The following is a 14,614-nucleotide window of genomic DNA, read 5'->3' on the forward strand; positions in this document are numbered from 1 at the left end:
CGAGCCGCCCACCCCTCCGCCGACTCAGCGGGGTCCAGCCGCCCGCCGTCCCGGTTCGGCGCCACCGGGCTTCACGGTCAGGGCCCCGCGCCCGAGCAGCTCACCCACCCCACCCCAACCCGGCCCGCCCGCTCCCTCTCCCCCCGGGGCCCGACTGCTCCATCCGGCTGTTCCTCCCCCTGCCCGGGGTGCGCGCCTCGCCCGGACGACCCCGGGCCTGCGGCGAGCGCGTGAGAGTAGGCGGTGCCCCGGCCGCAGAGCCCTTCACGGGAGCAGACGTGTGGGGCGTGAGGGGCGCGCGTGAAGCTTGGCTGTTGGCCCGCTTAAGAAATCCTCGATGGACTCGGCGCCCCGCTCTCGGCAGATTGGTGATCAGCAGATCCACCCCCACCACGCACGCCCGGCCCCGATCCGTGGCCGGCCGCCCTCTCCGTACGCCGGGAGCCCCGCCCATGAAGGCACTTGTCAAGCAGCACGCCGAACCCGGACTGTGGCTCATGGACGTACCCGAGCCGGAGACCGGGCCCGGCGATGTGCTGATCAAGGTCCTTCGTACCGGCATCTGCGGCACCGACCTGCACATCCGCTCCTGGGACGGCTGGGCGCAGGGCGCCGTCAAGACGCCGCTGATCCTCGGCCACGAGTTCGTCGGCGAGGTCGCCGCGATCGGCGCGGACGTGCAGGACATCGCGGTCGGCGACCTGGTCAGCGGCGAGGGCCACCTGGTCTGCGGGAAGTGCCGCAACTGCCTGGCCGGCCGCCGTCACCTGTGCCGCTCGACCGTCGGGCTCGGAGTGGGACGCAACGGCGCGTTCGCCGAGTACGTGGCGCTGCCCGCCTCCAACGTGTGGGTGCACCGCACCAAGGTGGACCTGGACATCGCCGCGATCTTCGACCCGTTCGGCAACGCCGTGCACACCGCGCTGTCGTTCCCGCTGGTCGGCGAGGACGTGCTGATCACCGGCGCGGGCCCGATCGGCATCATGGCCGCGGCCGTCGCCAAGCACGCCGGCGCCCGCAGCGTCGTCATCACCGACGTCAGCGAGTCCCGTCTGGACATCGCCCGCAAGGCCGGCGCCACCCTCGCGCTCAACGTGGCCGAGCACGACATCGCCCACGCCCAGAAGCAGCTCGGCCTCAAGGAGGGCTTCGACATCGGCCTGGAGATGTCGGGCCGTCCCGAGGCCATGCGCGACATGGTCGCGAACATGACGCACGGCGGCCGCATCGCGATGCTGGGCCTGCCGGCGCAGGAGTTCGCCGTGGACTGGGCGAAGATCGTCACCTCGATGATCACCATCAAGGGCATCTACGGGCGCGAGATGTACGAGACCTGGTACGCGATGACCGTGCTGCTCGAAGGCGGCCTCGACCTCAGCCCCGTGATCACCGGCAAGTACGGCTACCAGGACTTCGACGCGGCGTTCGACGAGGCCGCCACCGCCCGCAGCGGCAAGATCATCCTCGACTGGACCGTCTAGCCCCTCACGCGGGCTCCGCCCCTCCCGCAGGCCCGCCTTCCCGCGGGCCTGTCCCGGGCGAGCCCGCCCTCCCACGGGCCTCGTCCGCCCCGCAGGCCCCTCCCGCCTCCCGCCGCCTTAGGAGCACCCCGCATGTACGCGAACGTCCGCGACGACATCCAGAAGACCCTCGACGAGATCAAGGAAGCCGGCCTCTTCAAGCCCGAGCGCGTGATCTCCACCCCGCAGAGCGCCTCCGTCTCGGTGCCCTCGGGCGACGTGCTCAACTTCTGCGCCAACAACTACCTCGGCCTCGCCGACCACCCCGAGGTGGTCGCCGCCGCCAAGGACGCCCTGGACCGCTGGGGCTACGGCATGGCGTCGGTCCGCTTCATCTGCGGCACCCAGGACGTGCACAAGGAGCTGGAGGCCCGCCTGTCGGCGTTCCTCGGCCAGGAGGACACGATCCTGTACTCCTCCTGCTTCGACGCCAACGGCGGAGTCTTCGAGACCCTGCTCGACGCCGAGGACGCGGTCATCTCCGACGCGCTCAACCACGCCTCGATCATCGACGGCATCCGCCTGTCCAAGGCGGCCCGCTTCCGCTACGCCAACCGCGACATGGCGGACCTGGAAGCCAAGCTCAAGGAGGCGTCCGGCGCACGCCGCCGGCTGATCGTCACCGACGGCGTGTTCTCGATGGACGGCTACATCGCGCCGCTCCAGGAGATCTGCGACCTCGCGGACCGCTACGACGCCATGGTCATGGTCGACGACTCGCACGCCGTCGGCTTCACCGGCCCCGGCGGCGCCGGCACCCCGGCCCTGCACGGCGTGAGCGACCGCGTCGACATCATCACCGGCACCCTCGGCAAGGCGCTCGGCGGCGCGTCCGGCGGCTATGTCGCGGCCCGCGCCGAGATCGTCGCCCTGCTGCGCCAGCGGTCCCGCCCGTACCTGTTCTCGAACTCCCTCGCGCCGGTCATCGCGGCCGCGTCGCTCAAGGTCCTCGACCTCCTGGAGTCGGCCGGTGACCTGCGCGAGAAGCTCGCCGCCAACACCACGCTCTTCCGCACCCGGATGACCGAGGAGGGCTTCGAGATCCTGCCCGGCGAGCACCCCATCGCGCCCGTCATGATCGGCGACGCGGCCGAGGCGGCCCGCATGGCCGAGCTGCTCCTGGAGCGCGGCGTGTACGTGATCGGCTTCTCCTACCCGGTGGTGCCGATGGGCGCGGCGCGTATCCGCGTCCAGCTCTCGGCCGCCCACTCCACCGAGGACATCGAGAAGACCGTGGCCGCCTTCGTCGACGCCCGGGCCGCCATGAAGGCCTGACGCGCGAGCGTCCGCGATGGCCTGGCGTGCGGGCGTCCGCCAGGTCCTGACGCGCGAGCGTCCGCGGGGCCTGGCCTGCAGGCGTCCGCGAGGGCCTGGCGCGCGGGCGACAATGGCTGGGTGATCGACCCCCGCCGGCTCCGCATCCTGCGTGCCGCGGCGGACCACCGTACGGTGACCGCCGCGGCAGCAGCGCTGTATCTGACCCCCTCCGCCGTCTCCCAGCAGCTCGCCGCCCTGGAACAGGAGACCGGGCACACCCTGCTCACCCGCAGCGGCAAGGGCGTACGGCTCACGGCCGCCGGCGAGATCCTCCTGGAGCACGCCAACGCGGTCCTGGCCCAGCTGGAGCGGGCCGAGGCGGAGCTGGCGGCGTACGCGGGCGGCGCGGCCGGAGAGGTCACCGTGGCCGCCTTCGCGACCGGCATCGCCGAGGTGCTCGCGCCCGCGATCACGCGGCTGCGCGCGACGCACCCCTCAATCCGGGTACGGGTGCGCGACGCCGAGGGCGACGAGGCGCTGCCCCTGGTCCTGGACGGCGAGGCGGACCTGGCGCTGGCCGTCGAGTACCGGGGCGCGCCCCGCGAGGACGACAGCAGGCTCGCGCGCGTCCCGCTGTACGCCGAGCCCTTCGACGCCGTGCTGCCCGCCGGGCACCCCCTGGCCCAGGGCGCGAACGTGCCGCTCTCGGCGCTCGCCGACGACGACTGGATCGGGCCCTACCCGGGCAACCCCTGCCACGACGTGATGCTGCTCGCGTGCGAACTGGCGGGATTCCAGCCCAAGTTGGTGCACTCCTCGGACGACTTCCGGGCGGTGGTGGCCCTTGCGGGCGCGGGCGCGGGAGTGGCGCTCGTGCCGCGTTCCGCGCTGCGCGGCATGGCGCGGGGGGACACGGTGGTCCGCCCCGTGGACGGCCCGGCGGCGACCCGGCGGGTGTTCGCGGCGGTACGCAGAGGGGCGGAGTGGCACCCCCTGTTCCGCCCGGTCCTCGAAGCGCTGGCCGAGGCGGCGCGGGGCCTGCCCACCGACTGAGCCCACCTACTGGCCCACCGACTGGGAGCCACGGGCACCGCGAGGGTCGCGCGGCCCGTCGCACCCGCCGTAAGAGCCGTGCGGAAGCGCTCTCAGGCCCAGGCCGAAGCGCTCTCAGGCCCAGGCCGGGGCGGTGCCGGTCAGCTGGCAGACCACCAGGTACAGCGGGATCGGCGGGGTGTAGGGCGTCGCGCCCTCCGGGAAGTTGATCAGGCGGGGGCGATCGGCGTCCGGGACCACGGCACCGGGCGCGTAGCGCACCGGCCGGGGCCAGGGCAGCTCGTGGTCGGAGCCGGCCGGCACGATCCACCACCACCAGTCGGCGGAGGCGAAGACGCAGCCGGACCGGGGGAGCCGGGACAGCAGCCGGAAGCCGTGCACGGCGGGTACCCCCACCGCGTCACGGCCGAGGGCTGCGGGCCTGACCTGGGGCAGCAGTACTCCGCCGTCGGATCGAGCGGCGGAGCCGCCGGGCCCGGGCACACCGTGCGCACCCCCACTGCGCACGGGGCCACGGGGCCCGGCGGTTCCGGACCCATCGGTTCGCGGGCCCTGTCGCCCGGACCGGGGTCCCCAAGGAAGCTTCTCTCTCAGCACGGGCGGGCCGCCTGACCCGGCCCGTCGTGCGCGAGCTCGGCCCAGACGATCCGGCCGGGCCCGTACGGGGCGTCGTGCGAACCCCACGAGCTGCTCACCGCGTCCACGAGGAGCAGCCCGCGTCCGCGCTCCTCCTCGTCCTGCGAGTAACACAGGCGGGGCCCGGCCGAGCCGCAGCCCAGGTCCCTGACGGCTATCCGCAACGCCCGCCGCAGATCGGTGAGTTCGCACAGTATGTGGTCGCCGGCGGTGTGCACGACGGCGTTGGTGACGAGCTCCGAGATGACCAGGGACGCGGTCTCGTGGAGCTCCTCGTGGTGCCCCCAGCCGGTCAGCATGTCCCTGCTGCGCCGGCGTGCGAGGGAGACCGATTCGGTACGGGCCGGCACGTCGAAGGCGTACCGCCGCACAGCGGTCCCGGAGCAGGCGCCTGTGAGCTGGGGGACGAGCGCGTTACCAGGAGCCACGACCGGAATCCTCACAGTGGGGAAGCGGCTCCCGGACGCCGCCTCCCCCAAGGCCGCGAACGTTCACCGCGTGTGAACTGGTTCACCGACCTACCTTGTACCCGCAGCGGACACTTGGCAAGAGGCACTCTGAAAAATGCAGAGTGCCGTTCTCCTATCTGCAGCGACGTGGCACACTGCTCGCAACAGCGCGTGGGGAGGTCTGTCGTGAGTGAACCCCGGTCCGCCCCGACCGTGGGCCAGGTCGTGCTGGGCAGACGCCTGCAGGACCTGCGCGAGCGGGCCGGTCTCCGGCGCGAGGAGGCGGCCAAGGTGCTGCGGGTGGCTCCGGCCACCATCCGGCGCATGGAGATGGCCGAGGTTTCCCTCAAGATCCCCTATGTCGTGCTGCTCCTGCGGGCGTACGGGATCGACGACGGCGAGGCGGAAGGTTTCGTCGCCCTGGCCGAGGAGGCCAACAAGCCCGGCTGGTGGCAGCGCTTCCACGACATCCTGCCGGACTGGTTCAGCATGTACGTCAGCCTGGAGGGCGCGGCCTCGCTGATCCGGTCGTACGAGCCGCACTTCGTGCCGGGCCTGCTGCAGACCGAGGAGTACGCCCGCCAGGTGATGCGCAGCGGCGCGCTCGGCGCGACCAGCCACGCGGACATAGACCGGCACGTGGCGCTGCGCATGGAGCGCCAGTCGCTGCTCACCCGCGAGGACGCCCCGCGCCTGTGGGTGATCATGGACGAGACGGTGCTGCGCCGGCCGGTCGGCTCGGCGCAGGTGATGCGGGACCAGATCGACCGCCTCCTGGAGGCCTCGACGCTTCCGAACGTCACCGTGCAGCTCGCCGAGTTCTCCTCCGGGCACCATCCGGGGACGTACGGGCCCTTCGTGCTCTTCCGCTTCGCCGTGCCCGAACTGCCGGACATGGTCTACAGCGAGTACCTGACCGGCGCGGTCTATCTGGACGCGCGCCCCGAGGTGGCCACCCACCTGGAGGTCATGGACCGCATGGCGGCTCAGGCCGCGACTGCACAACGCACGAAGGAGATCCTGAAGGATCTCCGCAAGGAGCTGTGAATGGATCACATATACGACGGCGGGCCGGCCGGCGGGCACATCTACAACGGCATGCCCGCGGCCCTGCTCGGCGCCGAGGGCTGGCACAAGCCGTGGAGCGGCGGCAACGGCGGCAACTGCTTCGAGGCGATGAAGCTGGCCGACGGCCGGGTCGCGGTGCGCCAGTCGGCCGATCCCGAGGGCCCCGCGCTGATCTACACCCCCGGCGAGATCGCCGCCTTCATCCAGGGCGCCAAGTCCGGCCAGGCCGACTTCCTCCTGACGTGATCCTCCCGGCCCTCCCTCCGTTTCCCTTCCGCCCCTGGCTCAACTCCCTTGATTCCCCCACCTGTTCACTGACCTTCATCCCCATGGAGCGCACATGACCGGGCAAGACCGCAGCGCGGTGACGATCGACACCAGCAAGCCCCACCCGGCCCGGGTGTACGACTGGTTCCTCGGCGGCAAGGACAACTACCCGGTCGACGAGGCCCTCGCCGAGCAGCTGCTCGCGCTCGACTCGCGCGGCCGGGACATCGCGCGGGTCAACCGGGCGTTCATGCACCGCGCCACCCGCTGGCTCGCCGAACAGGGCGTGCGCCAGTTCCTGGACATCGGCACCGGGATACCCACCGAGCCCAACCTCCACCAGGTCGCCCAGCGCACCGCCTCCGACGCCCGCATCGTGTACGCGGACAACGACCCGATCGTGCTGCGGCACGCGGAGGCCCTGCTGCGCTCCACCCCCGACGGCGTCACCGAGTACATCCAGGCCGATGTGCGCGAACCCGAGCGCATCCTCGAACTCGCCCACGGCAGCCTGGACTTCGACCGCCCGATCGCGCTCTCACTCATCGCCCTGACCCACTTCATCGGGGACGGCGACGATGTGTACGGGATCGTCGACCGCCTCCTGGACGTCCTCGCGCCCGGCAGCTATCTGGTCCTGTCGCAGATCACCGGCGACTTCGACCCGGAGAGCGCGGCCCGCGCGGTGGAGCTCTACAAGGAGGGCGGCGTCACCCTGCGCCCGCGCACCAAGGCCGAGGTCACCCGGTTCTTCCACGGCCGCGAACTGGCCCAGCCGGGCGTCGGCCTGGCTGCCGAGTGGCACCCGGAGCTCGGTGAGAGCGCGGCCGAGGGCGACCACACCATCCCCGTGTACGCGGGCGTGGCCCGAAAGGTGTGAGGTACTGGGCGCGGCCCCGGCTGGACCGCGCCCCCCCGCTCACCCCAGGTCGAAGACGTTCGGCAGACCGAGCCGGTAGCGCAGCCGGTCGGAGTTTTTGAGGAAGTCCAGCTCCGGAGCGCTGTAGAGCGGGGTCACCGTGCAGCGCCGCGCGGTCGAACCCACCCGGTCCAGAAGGGCGTTGGCGGCAAGCCGGCCCGAGGTGTTGGCGCCCTCCATCGTGGCCAGGTCGATGGGGACGGCCACGTAGTCGCCCGCGAGGAAGAAGTTGGGGATCTTCGTGGCGGCGGACGGCCGGTTGTGGAAGGTGCCGGTGGGGTGGATGAGCAGCTCGTCCTCGTTGCGCGGATCGGGCGTCCCGAGGCCGGAGACGCCCGGGTCCAGGAACCACGAGTGCAGCCTGGAGTCGCTGAGGACCGTCTTGCCGGTGTCGTTGAGCGCGGCCTTCAGCTGCGCCCACACCTCGCGTGCGACCTCCTCGCGGGTGCACTGCTTGGCCGTCTTCCCGTACAGGATGCCGGGCTTGTCCCATTCGGATATGTCCACCGAGAGGCAGTCGGCCACCGAGCCGTCGCCGTAGTCGGCGGCGAAGGGGCGCTGCGGCCAGTGCTCGGCCTGGGCGATGGCGGTCAGTGACCAGGGCGAGTCGATGCAGTCGAGGTGCCCGTGCACGATGTCGGGCCGCTCCGTCAGGTAGAACTGAATGCCCGTCATCCAGTCGGTGCGCAGCAGGTCGCAGCGCGCGAGCTGGGGGTCGGCGGCGCGCATCGCCGCACTCCAGGTGGGCCGGGCGTGCTCGACGGGGAGCGCCGAGACGTAGTGGTCGGCGGTCACGGTCCGCACGACACCGCTCTCGTCCTCGACCTGAACACCCGTCACCCTGCCGCCCGCGTACGTGACTTCGCGCACCGTCCAGCCGACCTTGAACTCGACCTCCAGCGAACGGAGTTGAGTGACCCACGGATCGATCCACGCCTCGTTGGTCGGCCCGTTGAGGATGCGGTCGAGGGGGCCGTCCGCGCCCCGGCCGAGGGCGTTGAACACAAAGGCCTCCAGGAGGCTGCCCACCGTGCGGGTGCTGGCCTCCTCCGCCTTGGTCGCCACGATGTTGCGGGTCACGCCGACCGCGAGGATGCGCTGGTAGTCGTAACTCATCTGCGCGGCCCTGGTGAACGTCCACCACGGGACGGTCTCCCACTGGTTGTCGCGGCGCTCCGGGCAACTGGTGAGGAAGACCGCGAGCCGGTCCACGAAGTAGGCGACCTCCCGGGCGGGCAGCCGCTGGAAGGTGCCGAGCACGCCGGTCAGGGCGCGGCGGATGTCGTCGAGCGTGAGCGGCTGGGGTGTGCCCGCGCCCGGCATCGGCAGGCGCAGGTCCTCCTGGCCGGTCCGCGCGAACATCATTTCCTTCGGTGCCACCAGGTTGTCCCAGACGCCGCCCGCGTTGCCGGGGTACGGGATCCGCCGCATCGTGTCCGGCAGGTTGTGGTAGATGCCGGGGATGAAGCGGAAACCGTGCTCGGCGGGCAGCGGCTTGCGGCCGCCCCTGGCGCTGTCGGGGACGTCCATGGAGCGGGCCTTGCCGCCGAGCGCCCGGCGTTCGAAGAGGGTCACCCGGAACCCGCGCTCGGCCAGCTCGTGAGCCGCCGTCAGTCCGGCTACCCCGCCGCCGAGCACGGCCACGCTCCGGCCGTCCGCCGTGCCCGCCGCCGTGCGGGAGGCGGCCGAGGCGGCGGGCGCCTCCACTCCCAGGGCGGCGGCCGCGCCCGCCGCGGCCGTACCCGCGACAAAAGTCCGTCTCGTGCTGCCCGTGTGCGCCACAGTGCTCCCTATTACCGGTGGTAACGGTCACGTCCGGCGCAGGAGCATACGGTCGCCCCGTCCATCCTGGAAGACGGACCGGGTGCACAACGCACGGCGATTACGAGACGAATTCCTCGTCCCCGTAACGGACGTGGGCCCGGCTCCAGTCCACGCCGAGGGACTCGGTGAACTTCCGGGCCAGCGGCAGGTCGGCGACCGGGGCGATCAGGACGAGCCGTCCGTCGAGGGTGACCGAGCCGCCGCCGAGCTCGTCCCGCGCCTCAGGATCGTCGACGAGGGCGTCGTGCAGCCGGGTCGCCGAGACGCCGGGCGCCTGGATCTCGATGGCGTCCGTCTCCGGCGAGGTGCGCGGCAGACAGCGGAAGGTCAGCACCGACTCCTGGTGGAACTGCTTGGCGATGACCCCGGCGATGTGGTGCAGGCCGTCCCGGTCGACCCGGGTGACGTCGAACTCGCGCGAGCGCTCGTAGGTGGTCTGCTTCAACTCGCCCGACCAGAACACGCCGTTGAGCAGCTTCGAGGCGCCGGGCCGCGCTCCATTGGCCTGGATGATCCCGCGTACCTCGTGGTCGAAGCGGTTCAGGCGGGTCCTGAGCCGGGGGTCGGCCGGATCCGTGATGATCGCCGTGTTGTTCGTGGCGAAGATCTCCGCGGCCGGGCAGCCGTGCGCCGCCTCGGCGGCCCGTGCGGTGCCGGCGCCCGCCGCCCCCAGCGTCAGGGCCCCGACCACGGCCAGGACGCGCAACCTCTGCTTCATGTCTCGACTCCCCGCACAGTGGCTCGATTTGCTGCGCCGGAGCGCATCTGGATCACCGTAGGGGGCGTGTCGCCGGGTTAACCGCGGTAACTCCACGTGTGGCCGATATCGGATGCCGGGGTCCCCGCGCCGACGTGCGCCGTTCGTGTCACTGGCCGCGCCAGATGTTGTCGAACGCCGCGTCCTCGATGCTGCGCCGCTGGCGCACGGCCGCCAGTTCCGTCACCGCGTCGTCTACGGCCGTCACCACGGTCACGACGGTGTCACCGGTACGTGCCGCGAGGTCCTCGGGTGCCTCCTCGCGCAGCCGGGCGGCGACCGCGAGCCCGGCGAGGACGGGCTCGCCCGACGCCCACCGCTCCAACGCCGCACGCCGGTCCGGCGAATCGGCCACCGCCGCGCGCCCGGTGCGCAGCGGGAGCCAGCGGTGGTGCTCCCGGGTCAGCCCGCCGTCCGTCTCCAGGGCGGCGAGGTAGGCCGCGTACAGACCGCGGCCCCGGCGCCACAGCCAGTCCTCCACGGACTCGTACGGACTCTGCCGGGCGAGGGCCGCCGCCGCTTCCGTCAGCTGACGATCCGTCAATCCGCTGGGCGGCGAGCCCGGGACGATGCGGTCGCCGTCCAGAGTGAGGGCGAACAGGTCGGCGAGATCGAGGAGTTCGGCTCCGGCGAGGGCCAGCGAGAGGTCGCCCTGCTCGACGGGGTGGCCCGCGGGGGTGACGTCCATGCTGACGATCAGCAGGTCCCGTGCTGTGGTCATGTCGGATTCCCTGTCGAAGGAGTTGGCGGTGCCGGCGGTTTCGTCGTCGGCCGGGTCGCCGGGGTCGAGCGAGCCGGCGGTACGCACGAGGGGCAGGGCATGCGCGCATCCTATGGAGATCGCGGGGGCCGCGGCAGGGGGCGCTCCGACGAGGGACCGGGTACGGGCACTCCGACGGGGGCCGGGTACGTGACACTCCGTCGGCCGAGGGGTACGGGCCGCCGGAGCCGCTCGGCAGGGGCTCGCCCGTGGTCGGGTGGACCCGACCGTGTACCGGCCACCGGCCACCGGCGATTGCGCGCTCGCGGGGCGCCCGCCGCACCCGACCGGGCCCGCGCCGCGAGCGAGGGAGCCTGTGATCAGATGAGGGCATGTCCCGTCGCACCCGGCGCCCCGTACGCCCCGCCGTCCCGAAGACCTGCCCCTGCGGGCTGCCCGCCGCCTATGCCGAGTGCTGCGGCCGCTACCACTCCGGCGCGGCCGCCGCCCCCACCGCCGAGGCGCTGATGCGCTCGCGGTTCAGCGCCTTCGCGATCCAGGACGGGCCGTACCTGCTGCGCACCTGGCACCCCGACACCCGCCCCGCCGACCTCGGCCTCGACCCCGGCATGCGGTGGACCCGCCTGGAGATCCTGGACACCACCGACGGCAGCGCCTTCCACACCACCGGCACGGTCACCTTCCGCGCGCACTACACCCACGAAGGCGAGGCCGGTTCGCTGCACGAGCAGAGCCGGTTCTCGCGGGTCGAGGGTGCCTGGGTCTACCTCGACGCGGTGTTCACCGACTGAGCGGACGCGCCCGCGCCGGTACGGATCGCGGGCAGGCCGTTCGCCAGATCCTCGGCCATCAGACGCTTGGCGATGGTGTCCGCGGCGGCCCTGAGCTCCGCGCTGCGCGGGCGCCCGCGGTCCTTCTCCAGCTCGTCGTTGAGCCACGTCGACCATGAGTCGGTGATCGCCTGGACCTCGCGCTCACCGGCCGGGGTGTGCGAGAAGTAGCTGCCCTCACGGCTGAGGAAGCCCTCCTCGACCATCCGCTGGAACACCGGCACGAGCACCTCCGGCGGGACATGGCGCCGCGACGCGATCAGGCCGAGGCTCGCGTACCCGACCATGCGCGTGTGCTGCTCGACCTGCATCACCGCCCAGGCGCCGGCCACGTCGAGCCGGGTGTCGGAGGCGGCCACGATCCGCCGCGCGGTGTTCATGTCCGAGCCGCGCACGATCTTGCCGATGGCGAGTTCGAGCACCCTCTGGGAGTCGCCGGTGCTCGGCTGCGCGAACCCCTCGCCCATGTCGGTGGAGGTGGACCGCGCGGAGTCGCGCAGCTTGACCTGCTTGAGGAACAGCGCGACGAGGAAGCCCACGGCGGCCACCGGCACCGTCCACAGGAAGACGGTGTGCAGGCTGTCGGAGTACGCCTGCACGAGGGGCGCGGCCGTCGCCGGCGGCAGTTGGTGCAGGCCGTCCGGCGATTGCGCCGCCTTCGCGATCCGCGCCGGGTCCGCGCCACCGATGCGCGCGGCCGCCGCCACCCCGTCCTGGAGGTTCGTCTTGAGGGTGTTGGCGTAGATGGTGCCGAAGACGGCGGTGCCGAACGAGCTGCCGAGCGTACGGAAGAAGGTGACACCTGAGGTTGCCGTGCCCAGGTCGGCGTAGTCGACGGTGTTCTGCACGGCGATGGTGAGCACCTGCATGCACAGGCCGATGCCGAGGCCGAGCACGAACATGTAGAGCGATTCCAGCCAGGCGCCGACGTCCGGCCCCATCAGCGACAGCAGATACAGGCCCACGCCCATGACGAGGGAACCGACGATGGGGAAGATCCGGTACTGGCCGGTCTTGCTCACCACGTTGCCGCTGAAGACGGACGCGATGAGCAGACCGATGACCATCGGCAGGGTGCGCACGCCGGAGATGGTCGCCGAGTCGCCGTCGACGTACTGGAGATAGGTGGGCAGGAAGGTCATCGCGCCGAGCATCGCGAAGCCCACGATGAAGCTGAGCACCGAGCACACGGTGAAGACGGGGTTGCGGAACAGCCGCATCGGCAGCATCGGTTCGACGGCCCGGGTCTCCACCCAGCAGAACAGGGAGAGCGCGATCAGACCGCCCACGAACAGGGCGATGATCGTCGGCGAACCCCAGGCGTACTCGTTCCCGCCCCAGCTCGTGCCGAGGATCAGGGCGCTGGCCCCGACCGCGACGAGGCCGATGCCGAGATAGTCGATGACGGGCTTGGCGACCGAGCGGACCGAGGGGATGTTCCGGGCGGCCGCGATCACCACGAGAATGGCGATGGGCACGTTCACGTAGAACGCCCAGCGCCAGCTCAGATGGTCGGTGAACAGGCCGCCGAGCAGCGGCCCGATGACGGTCGAGACGCCGAACACGGCGCCGATCGCGCCCTGGTACTTGCCGCGGTCGCGCAGCGGGATCACATCGGCGATCAGTGCCATCGCCGTCACCATCAGGCCGCCCGCGCCGATGCCCTGGAGCGCCCGCCAGGCGATGAGCAGCGTCATGTTGGTGGAAAGGCCGCACAGGAACGAGCCGGTGATGAAGATGATCGCCGAGACCTGGAAGACGACCTTCCGGCCGAACAGGTCGCCGAACTTGCCGACCAGTGCGGTCGCGACGGTCTCCGCGAGCAGATAGGAGGTGACCACCCACGACATGTGGGCGGCGCCTCCGAGGTCCGAGACGATCGTGGGGAGCGCGGTGCCCACGATCGTCTGGTCGAGGGCCGCCAGCAGCATGCCGAGCATGATCGTGCCGAACACGATGTTCCGCTGCCGGACATCGAGCACGGGCGGTGCGGACACGGGTGCTGTATCGCTGGCGGTGGTCACACTGGCACCCTCACACCGCCCCAGATGGCGCGCATGCCGTGTCGGCCGCGCGAGTGAAGCGCCGGAGCCCTCCGGACGCCCCGCCGGGGAGGCGCCGGGAGCCCTTGGGGACGCTCCCGCGAGTGAGGCGCCGGGAGCCGCTGGGGCGAGCCCCTGGGGCGCCCCGGCCGAGGGCGGCTCAGGCGCCGAGCACGACGCCGGAGGCGACCGGCTCGGTGAGGGGCAGCACGGTCGGGGGCACCGCGCGGCGCAGCCGGGGGAGCGCGGGCACGGAGGCGAGGAAGACCAGGGTGGTGAGGACGAACGGCCAGGTGAAGGAGTGCCCGCCGGCCGGTTTGAAGAGCGCGTTCAGAGCGGGCCCGAGCATGGTGGCAGCCGCCGCCCCGACCACCGCGAAGCCGAGGCTCCACCGGTCGGCCGCGAGCATGACCCCGCACAGCGCCATCGCGACCAGCACGGCGTTGTAGCCCATGGTGCCGTCCACGATGCGGGCGGTCGGGGCGCCGAGCGCCCAGGCGGTCACCACCCCGACGGCACTTCCGACACAGGCCATGGCCCCCGCCGTACGGCTGGCGGCGAAGATGCCGGCCAGGAGGATCAGGCCGACGTACCACTGCGGCATGAGGAAGATCTGCGCGATGTTCGCGAAGAACGCACGCCCGATGTCGTCGACGGCCAGGGCCACCGATCCCTCGGCCGCACGGCTCAGTTCGGCCGTGGAGGGGCCGCCGTGCCACACCCGCTCGAAGCCGGGGGCCGCGATCGTCATGGCGCTCGCCATCAGGCAGAACGGCAGCGTCAGGGTGGGCAGGCCCCAGCCGCGCAGCAGCGTCGTGGCGGCCGCCGTCACGACGGTGACCACCGCGCAGCCGCCCGCCGCGAGGACCATGGTGGAGACGTGGCCGGGACCGAGGAACACGGCGAAGCCGACCGCGACCAGACAGGCGTTGAACCCTTCGAGCCCGGCCGACACCCTGCTCCGGTCCACGCCGAGCAGCTGCGCGGTCGCGGTCCCCAGGGCGGTGCCGAGCAGCCCGTAGAGGCCGTACTGCCAGCCCGCGGCGAACAGCGCGACCGTGAAGATCACCCCGGTCAGGGCGCTCGGCATGAAGTGCACCTGAGCCTGGCCGCGCAGCACGTGCACCGCGAACAGCCCCCCTCGTCCAGTGCGCGGTATCCGCACCTGACCCTCCCCCTAAGACGCGTGACGTCAGCAAGACGCGTGAAATCGGCCGGTAACAGCCAAGCGCACAGTAAGGGGTGACACAGGGGACTTTGCAAGGGACGGA

Annotated in this window: 14 protein-coding genes; 7 read left to right on the forward strand and 7 right to left on the reverse strand. The window is 71.9% G+C overall.

Features of this window, described 5'->3' with window-relative positions:
* Nucleotides 1-452: 452 nt before the first annotated feature.
* From tdh to ACFYZA_RS22430, 3 genes are all read left to right on the forward strand, one after another.
* Nucleotides 453-1,481 (forward strand): L-threonine 3-dehydrogenase, encoded by a 1,029-nt coding sequence (gene tdh, locus ACFYZA_RS22420; RefSeq protein ID WP_382585708.1) that lies wholly within the window; start codon nt 453-455, stop codon nt 1,479-1,481.
* 132 nt (nt 1,482-1,613) lie between these two features.
* Nucleotides 1,614-2,795 (forward strand): glycine C-acetyltransferase, encoded by a 1,182-nt coding sequence (locus ACFYZA_RS22425; RefSeq protein WP_382585711.1) that lies wholly within the window; start codon nt 1,614-1,616, stop codon nt 2,793-2,795.
* Between the two features lie 120 nt (nt 2,796-2,915).
* The gene (locus ACFYZA_RS22430; protein ID WP_388492334.1) at nt 2,916-3,830 is read left to right on the forward strand and encodes a LysR family transcriptional regulator; all 915 of its coding nucleotides are present in this window, start codon (nt 2,916-2,918) and stop codon (nt 3,828-3,830) included.
* 114 nt (nt 3,831-3,944) lie between these two features.
* Here ACFYZA_RS22430 and ACFYZA_RS22435 read toward each other — a convergent pair whose 3' ends face one another.
* Both ACFYZA_RS22435 and ACFYZA_RS22440 read right to left on the reverse strand, forming a co-directional pair.
* Entirely contained in the window at nt 3,945-4,268 is a 324-nt protein-coding gene (locus ACFYZA_RS22435; protein ID WP_229861315.1) for a hypothetical protein, read from the reverse strand.
* 152 nt (nt 4,269-4,420) lie between these two features.
* Complete coding sequence (locus ACFYZA_RS22440; protein WP_382585718.1) at nt 4,421-4,894, reverse strand: ATP-binding protein; 474 nt, start codon at nt 4,892-4,894, stop codon at nt 4,421-4,423.
* A gap of 207 nt (nt 4,895-5,101) precedes the next feature.
* Between ACFYZA_RS22440 and ACFYZA_RS22445 the strand changes: the two genes are divergently transcribed.
* The 3 genes from ACFYZA_RS22445 to ACFYZA_RS22455 all read left to right on the forward strand — a co-directional run bounded on the left by ACFYZA_RS22445 (nt 5,102) and on the right by ACFYZA_RS22455 (nt 7,130).
* Nucleotides 5,102-5,962 carry a helix-turn-helix domain-containing protein gene (locus ACFYZA_RS22445; RefSeq protein WP_382585721.1) on the forward strand — a complete coding sequence of 287 codons (861 nt, stop codon included), beginning with the start codon at nt 5,102-5,104 and terminating at the stop codon, nt 5,960-5,962.
* Complete coding sequence (locus ACFYZA_RS22450) at nt 5,963-6,229, forward strand: DUF397 domain-containing protein (RefSeq protein WP_161244153.1); 267 nt, start codon at nt 5,963-5,965, stop codon at nt 6,227-6,229.
* Nucleotides 6,230-6,323: 94 nt separating this feature from the next.
* On the forward strand, nt 6,324-7,130 hold the full coding sequence (locus ACFYZA_RS22455) for an SAM-dependent methyltransferase (protein ID WP_382585725.1): 807 nt from the start codon (nt 6,324-6,326) through the stop codon (nt 7,128-7,130).
* 39 nt (nt 7,131-7,169) lie between these two features.
* Here ACFYZA_RS22455 and ACFYZA_RS22460 read toward each other — a convergent pair whose 3' ends face one another.
* From ACFYZA_RS22460 to ACFYZA_RS22470, 3 genes are all read right to left on the reverse strand, one after another.
* Nucleotides 7,170-8,951, reverse strand: a complete 1,782-nt coding sequence (locus ACFYZA_RS22460) for an FAD-dependent oxidoreductase (RefSeq protein ID WP_388492338.1) — start codon at nt 8,949-8,951, stop codon at nt 7,170-7,172.
* A 100-nt stretch (nt 8,952-9,051) separates the two neighbouring features.
* Nucleotides 9,052-9,711 (reverse strand): hypothetical protein, encoded by a 660-nt coding sequence (locus ACFYZA_RS22465; protein WP_388492340.1) that lies wholly within the window; start codon nt 9,709-9,711, stop codon nt 9,052-9,054.
* Nucleotides 9,712-9,859: 148 nt separating this feature from the next.
* Complete coding sequence (locus ACFYZA_RS22470) at nt 9,860-10,471, reverse strand: GPP34 family phosphoprotein (RefSeq protein ID WP_382586497.1); 612 nt, start codon at nt 10,469-10,471, stop codon at nt 9,860-9,862.
* 371 nt (nt 10,472-10,842) lie between these two features.
* Between ACFYZA_RS22470 and ACFYZA_RS22475 the strand changes: the two genes are divergently transcribed.
* A complete protein-coding gene (locus tag ACFYZA_RS22475; RefSeq protein ID WP_382585734.1) occupies nt 10,843-11,262 on the forward strand; it encodes a YchJ family protein in 420 nt (139 codons plus the stop codon).
* On the opposite strand, the gene ACFYZA_RS22480 is transcribed toward ACFYZA_RS22475, so the two are convergent.
* Both ACFYZA_RS22480 and ACFYZA_RS22485 read right to left on the reverse strand, forming a co-directional pair.
* Nucleotides 11,235-13,325 (reverse strand): MDR family MFS transporter, encoded by a 2,091-nt coding sequence (locus ACFYZA_RS22480; protein ID WP_388492342.1) that lies wholly within the window; start codon nt 13,323-13,325, stop codon nt 11,235-11,237. The two genes, ACFYZA_RS22475 and ACFYZA_RS22480, sit on opposite strands and share 28 nt — an antisense overlap.
* A gap of 178 nt (nt 13,326-13,503) precedes the next feature.
* Nucleotides 13,504-14,508 carry an urea transporter gene (locus tag ACFYZA_RS22485; protein WP_388492344.1) on the reverse strand — a complete coding sequence of 335 codons (1,005 nt, stop codon included), beginning with the start codon at nt 14,506-14,508 and terminating at the stop codon, nt 13,504-13,506.
* Between the last annotated feature and the right edge of the window lie 106 nt (nt 14,509-14,614).

This window comes from Streptomyces sp. NPDC001828 (assembly GCF_042892175.1).
Classification (GTDB): Bacteria; Actinomycetota; Actinomycetes; order Streptomycetales; family Streptomycetaceae; genus Streptomyces.

What these genes read in the sequence shown, in the direction of transcription:
- tdh (WP_382585708.1), top strand. Translation starts at nt 453, where the DNA reads ATGAAGGCACTTGTCAAGCAGCACGCCGAACCCGGACTGTGGCTCATG.
- ACFYZA_RS22425 (WP_382585711.1), top strand. Translation starts at nt 1,614, where the DNA reads ATGTACGCGAACGTCCGCGACGACATCCAGAAGACCCTCGACGAGATC.
- ACFYZA_RS22450 (WP_161244153.1), top strand. Translation starts at nt 5,963, where the DNA reads ATGGATCACATATACGACGGCGGGCCGGCCGGCGGGCACATCTACAAC.
- ACFYZA_RS22455 (WP_382585725.1), top strand. Translation starts at nt 6,324, where the DNA reads ATGACCGGGCAAGACCGCAGCGCGGTGACGATCGACACCAGCAAGCCC.
- ACFYZA_RS22465 (WP_388492340.1), bottom strand. Translation starts at nt 9,711, where the DNA reads ATGAAGCAGAGGTTGCGCGTCCTGGCCGTGGTCGGGGCCCTGACGCTG.
- ACFYZA_RS22470 (WP_382586497.1), bottom strand. Translation starts at nt 10,471, where the DNA reads ATGACCACAGCACGGGACCTGCTGATCGTCAGCATGGACGTCACCCCC.
- ACFYZA_RS22475 (WP_382585734.1), top strand. Translation starts at nt 10,843, where the DNA reads ATGTCCCGTCGCACCCGGCGCCCCGTACGCCCCGCCGTCCCGAAGACC.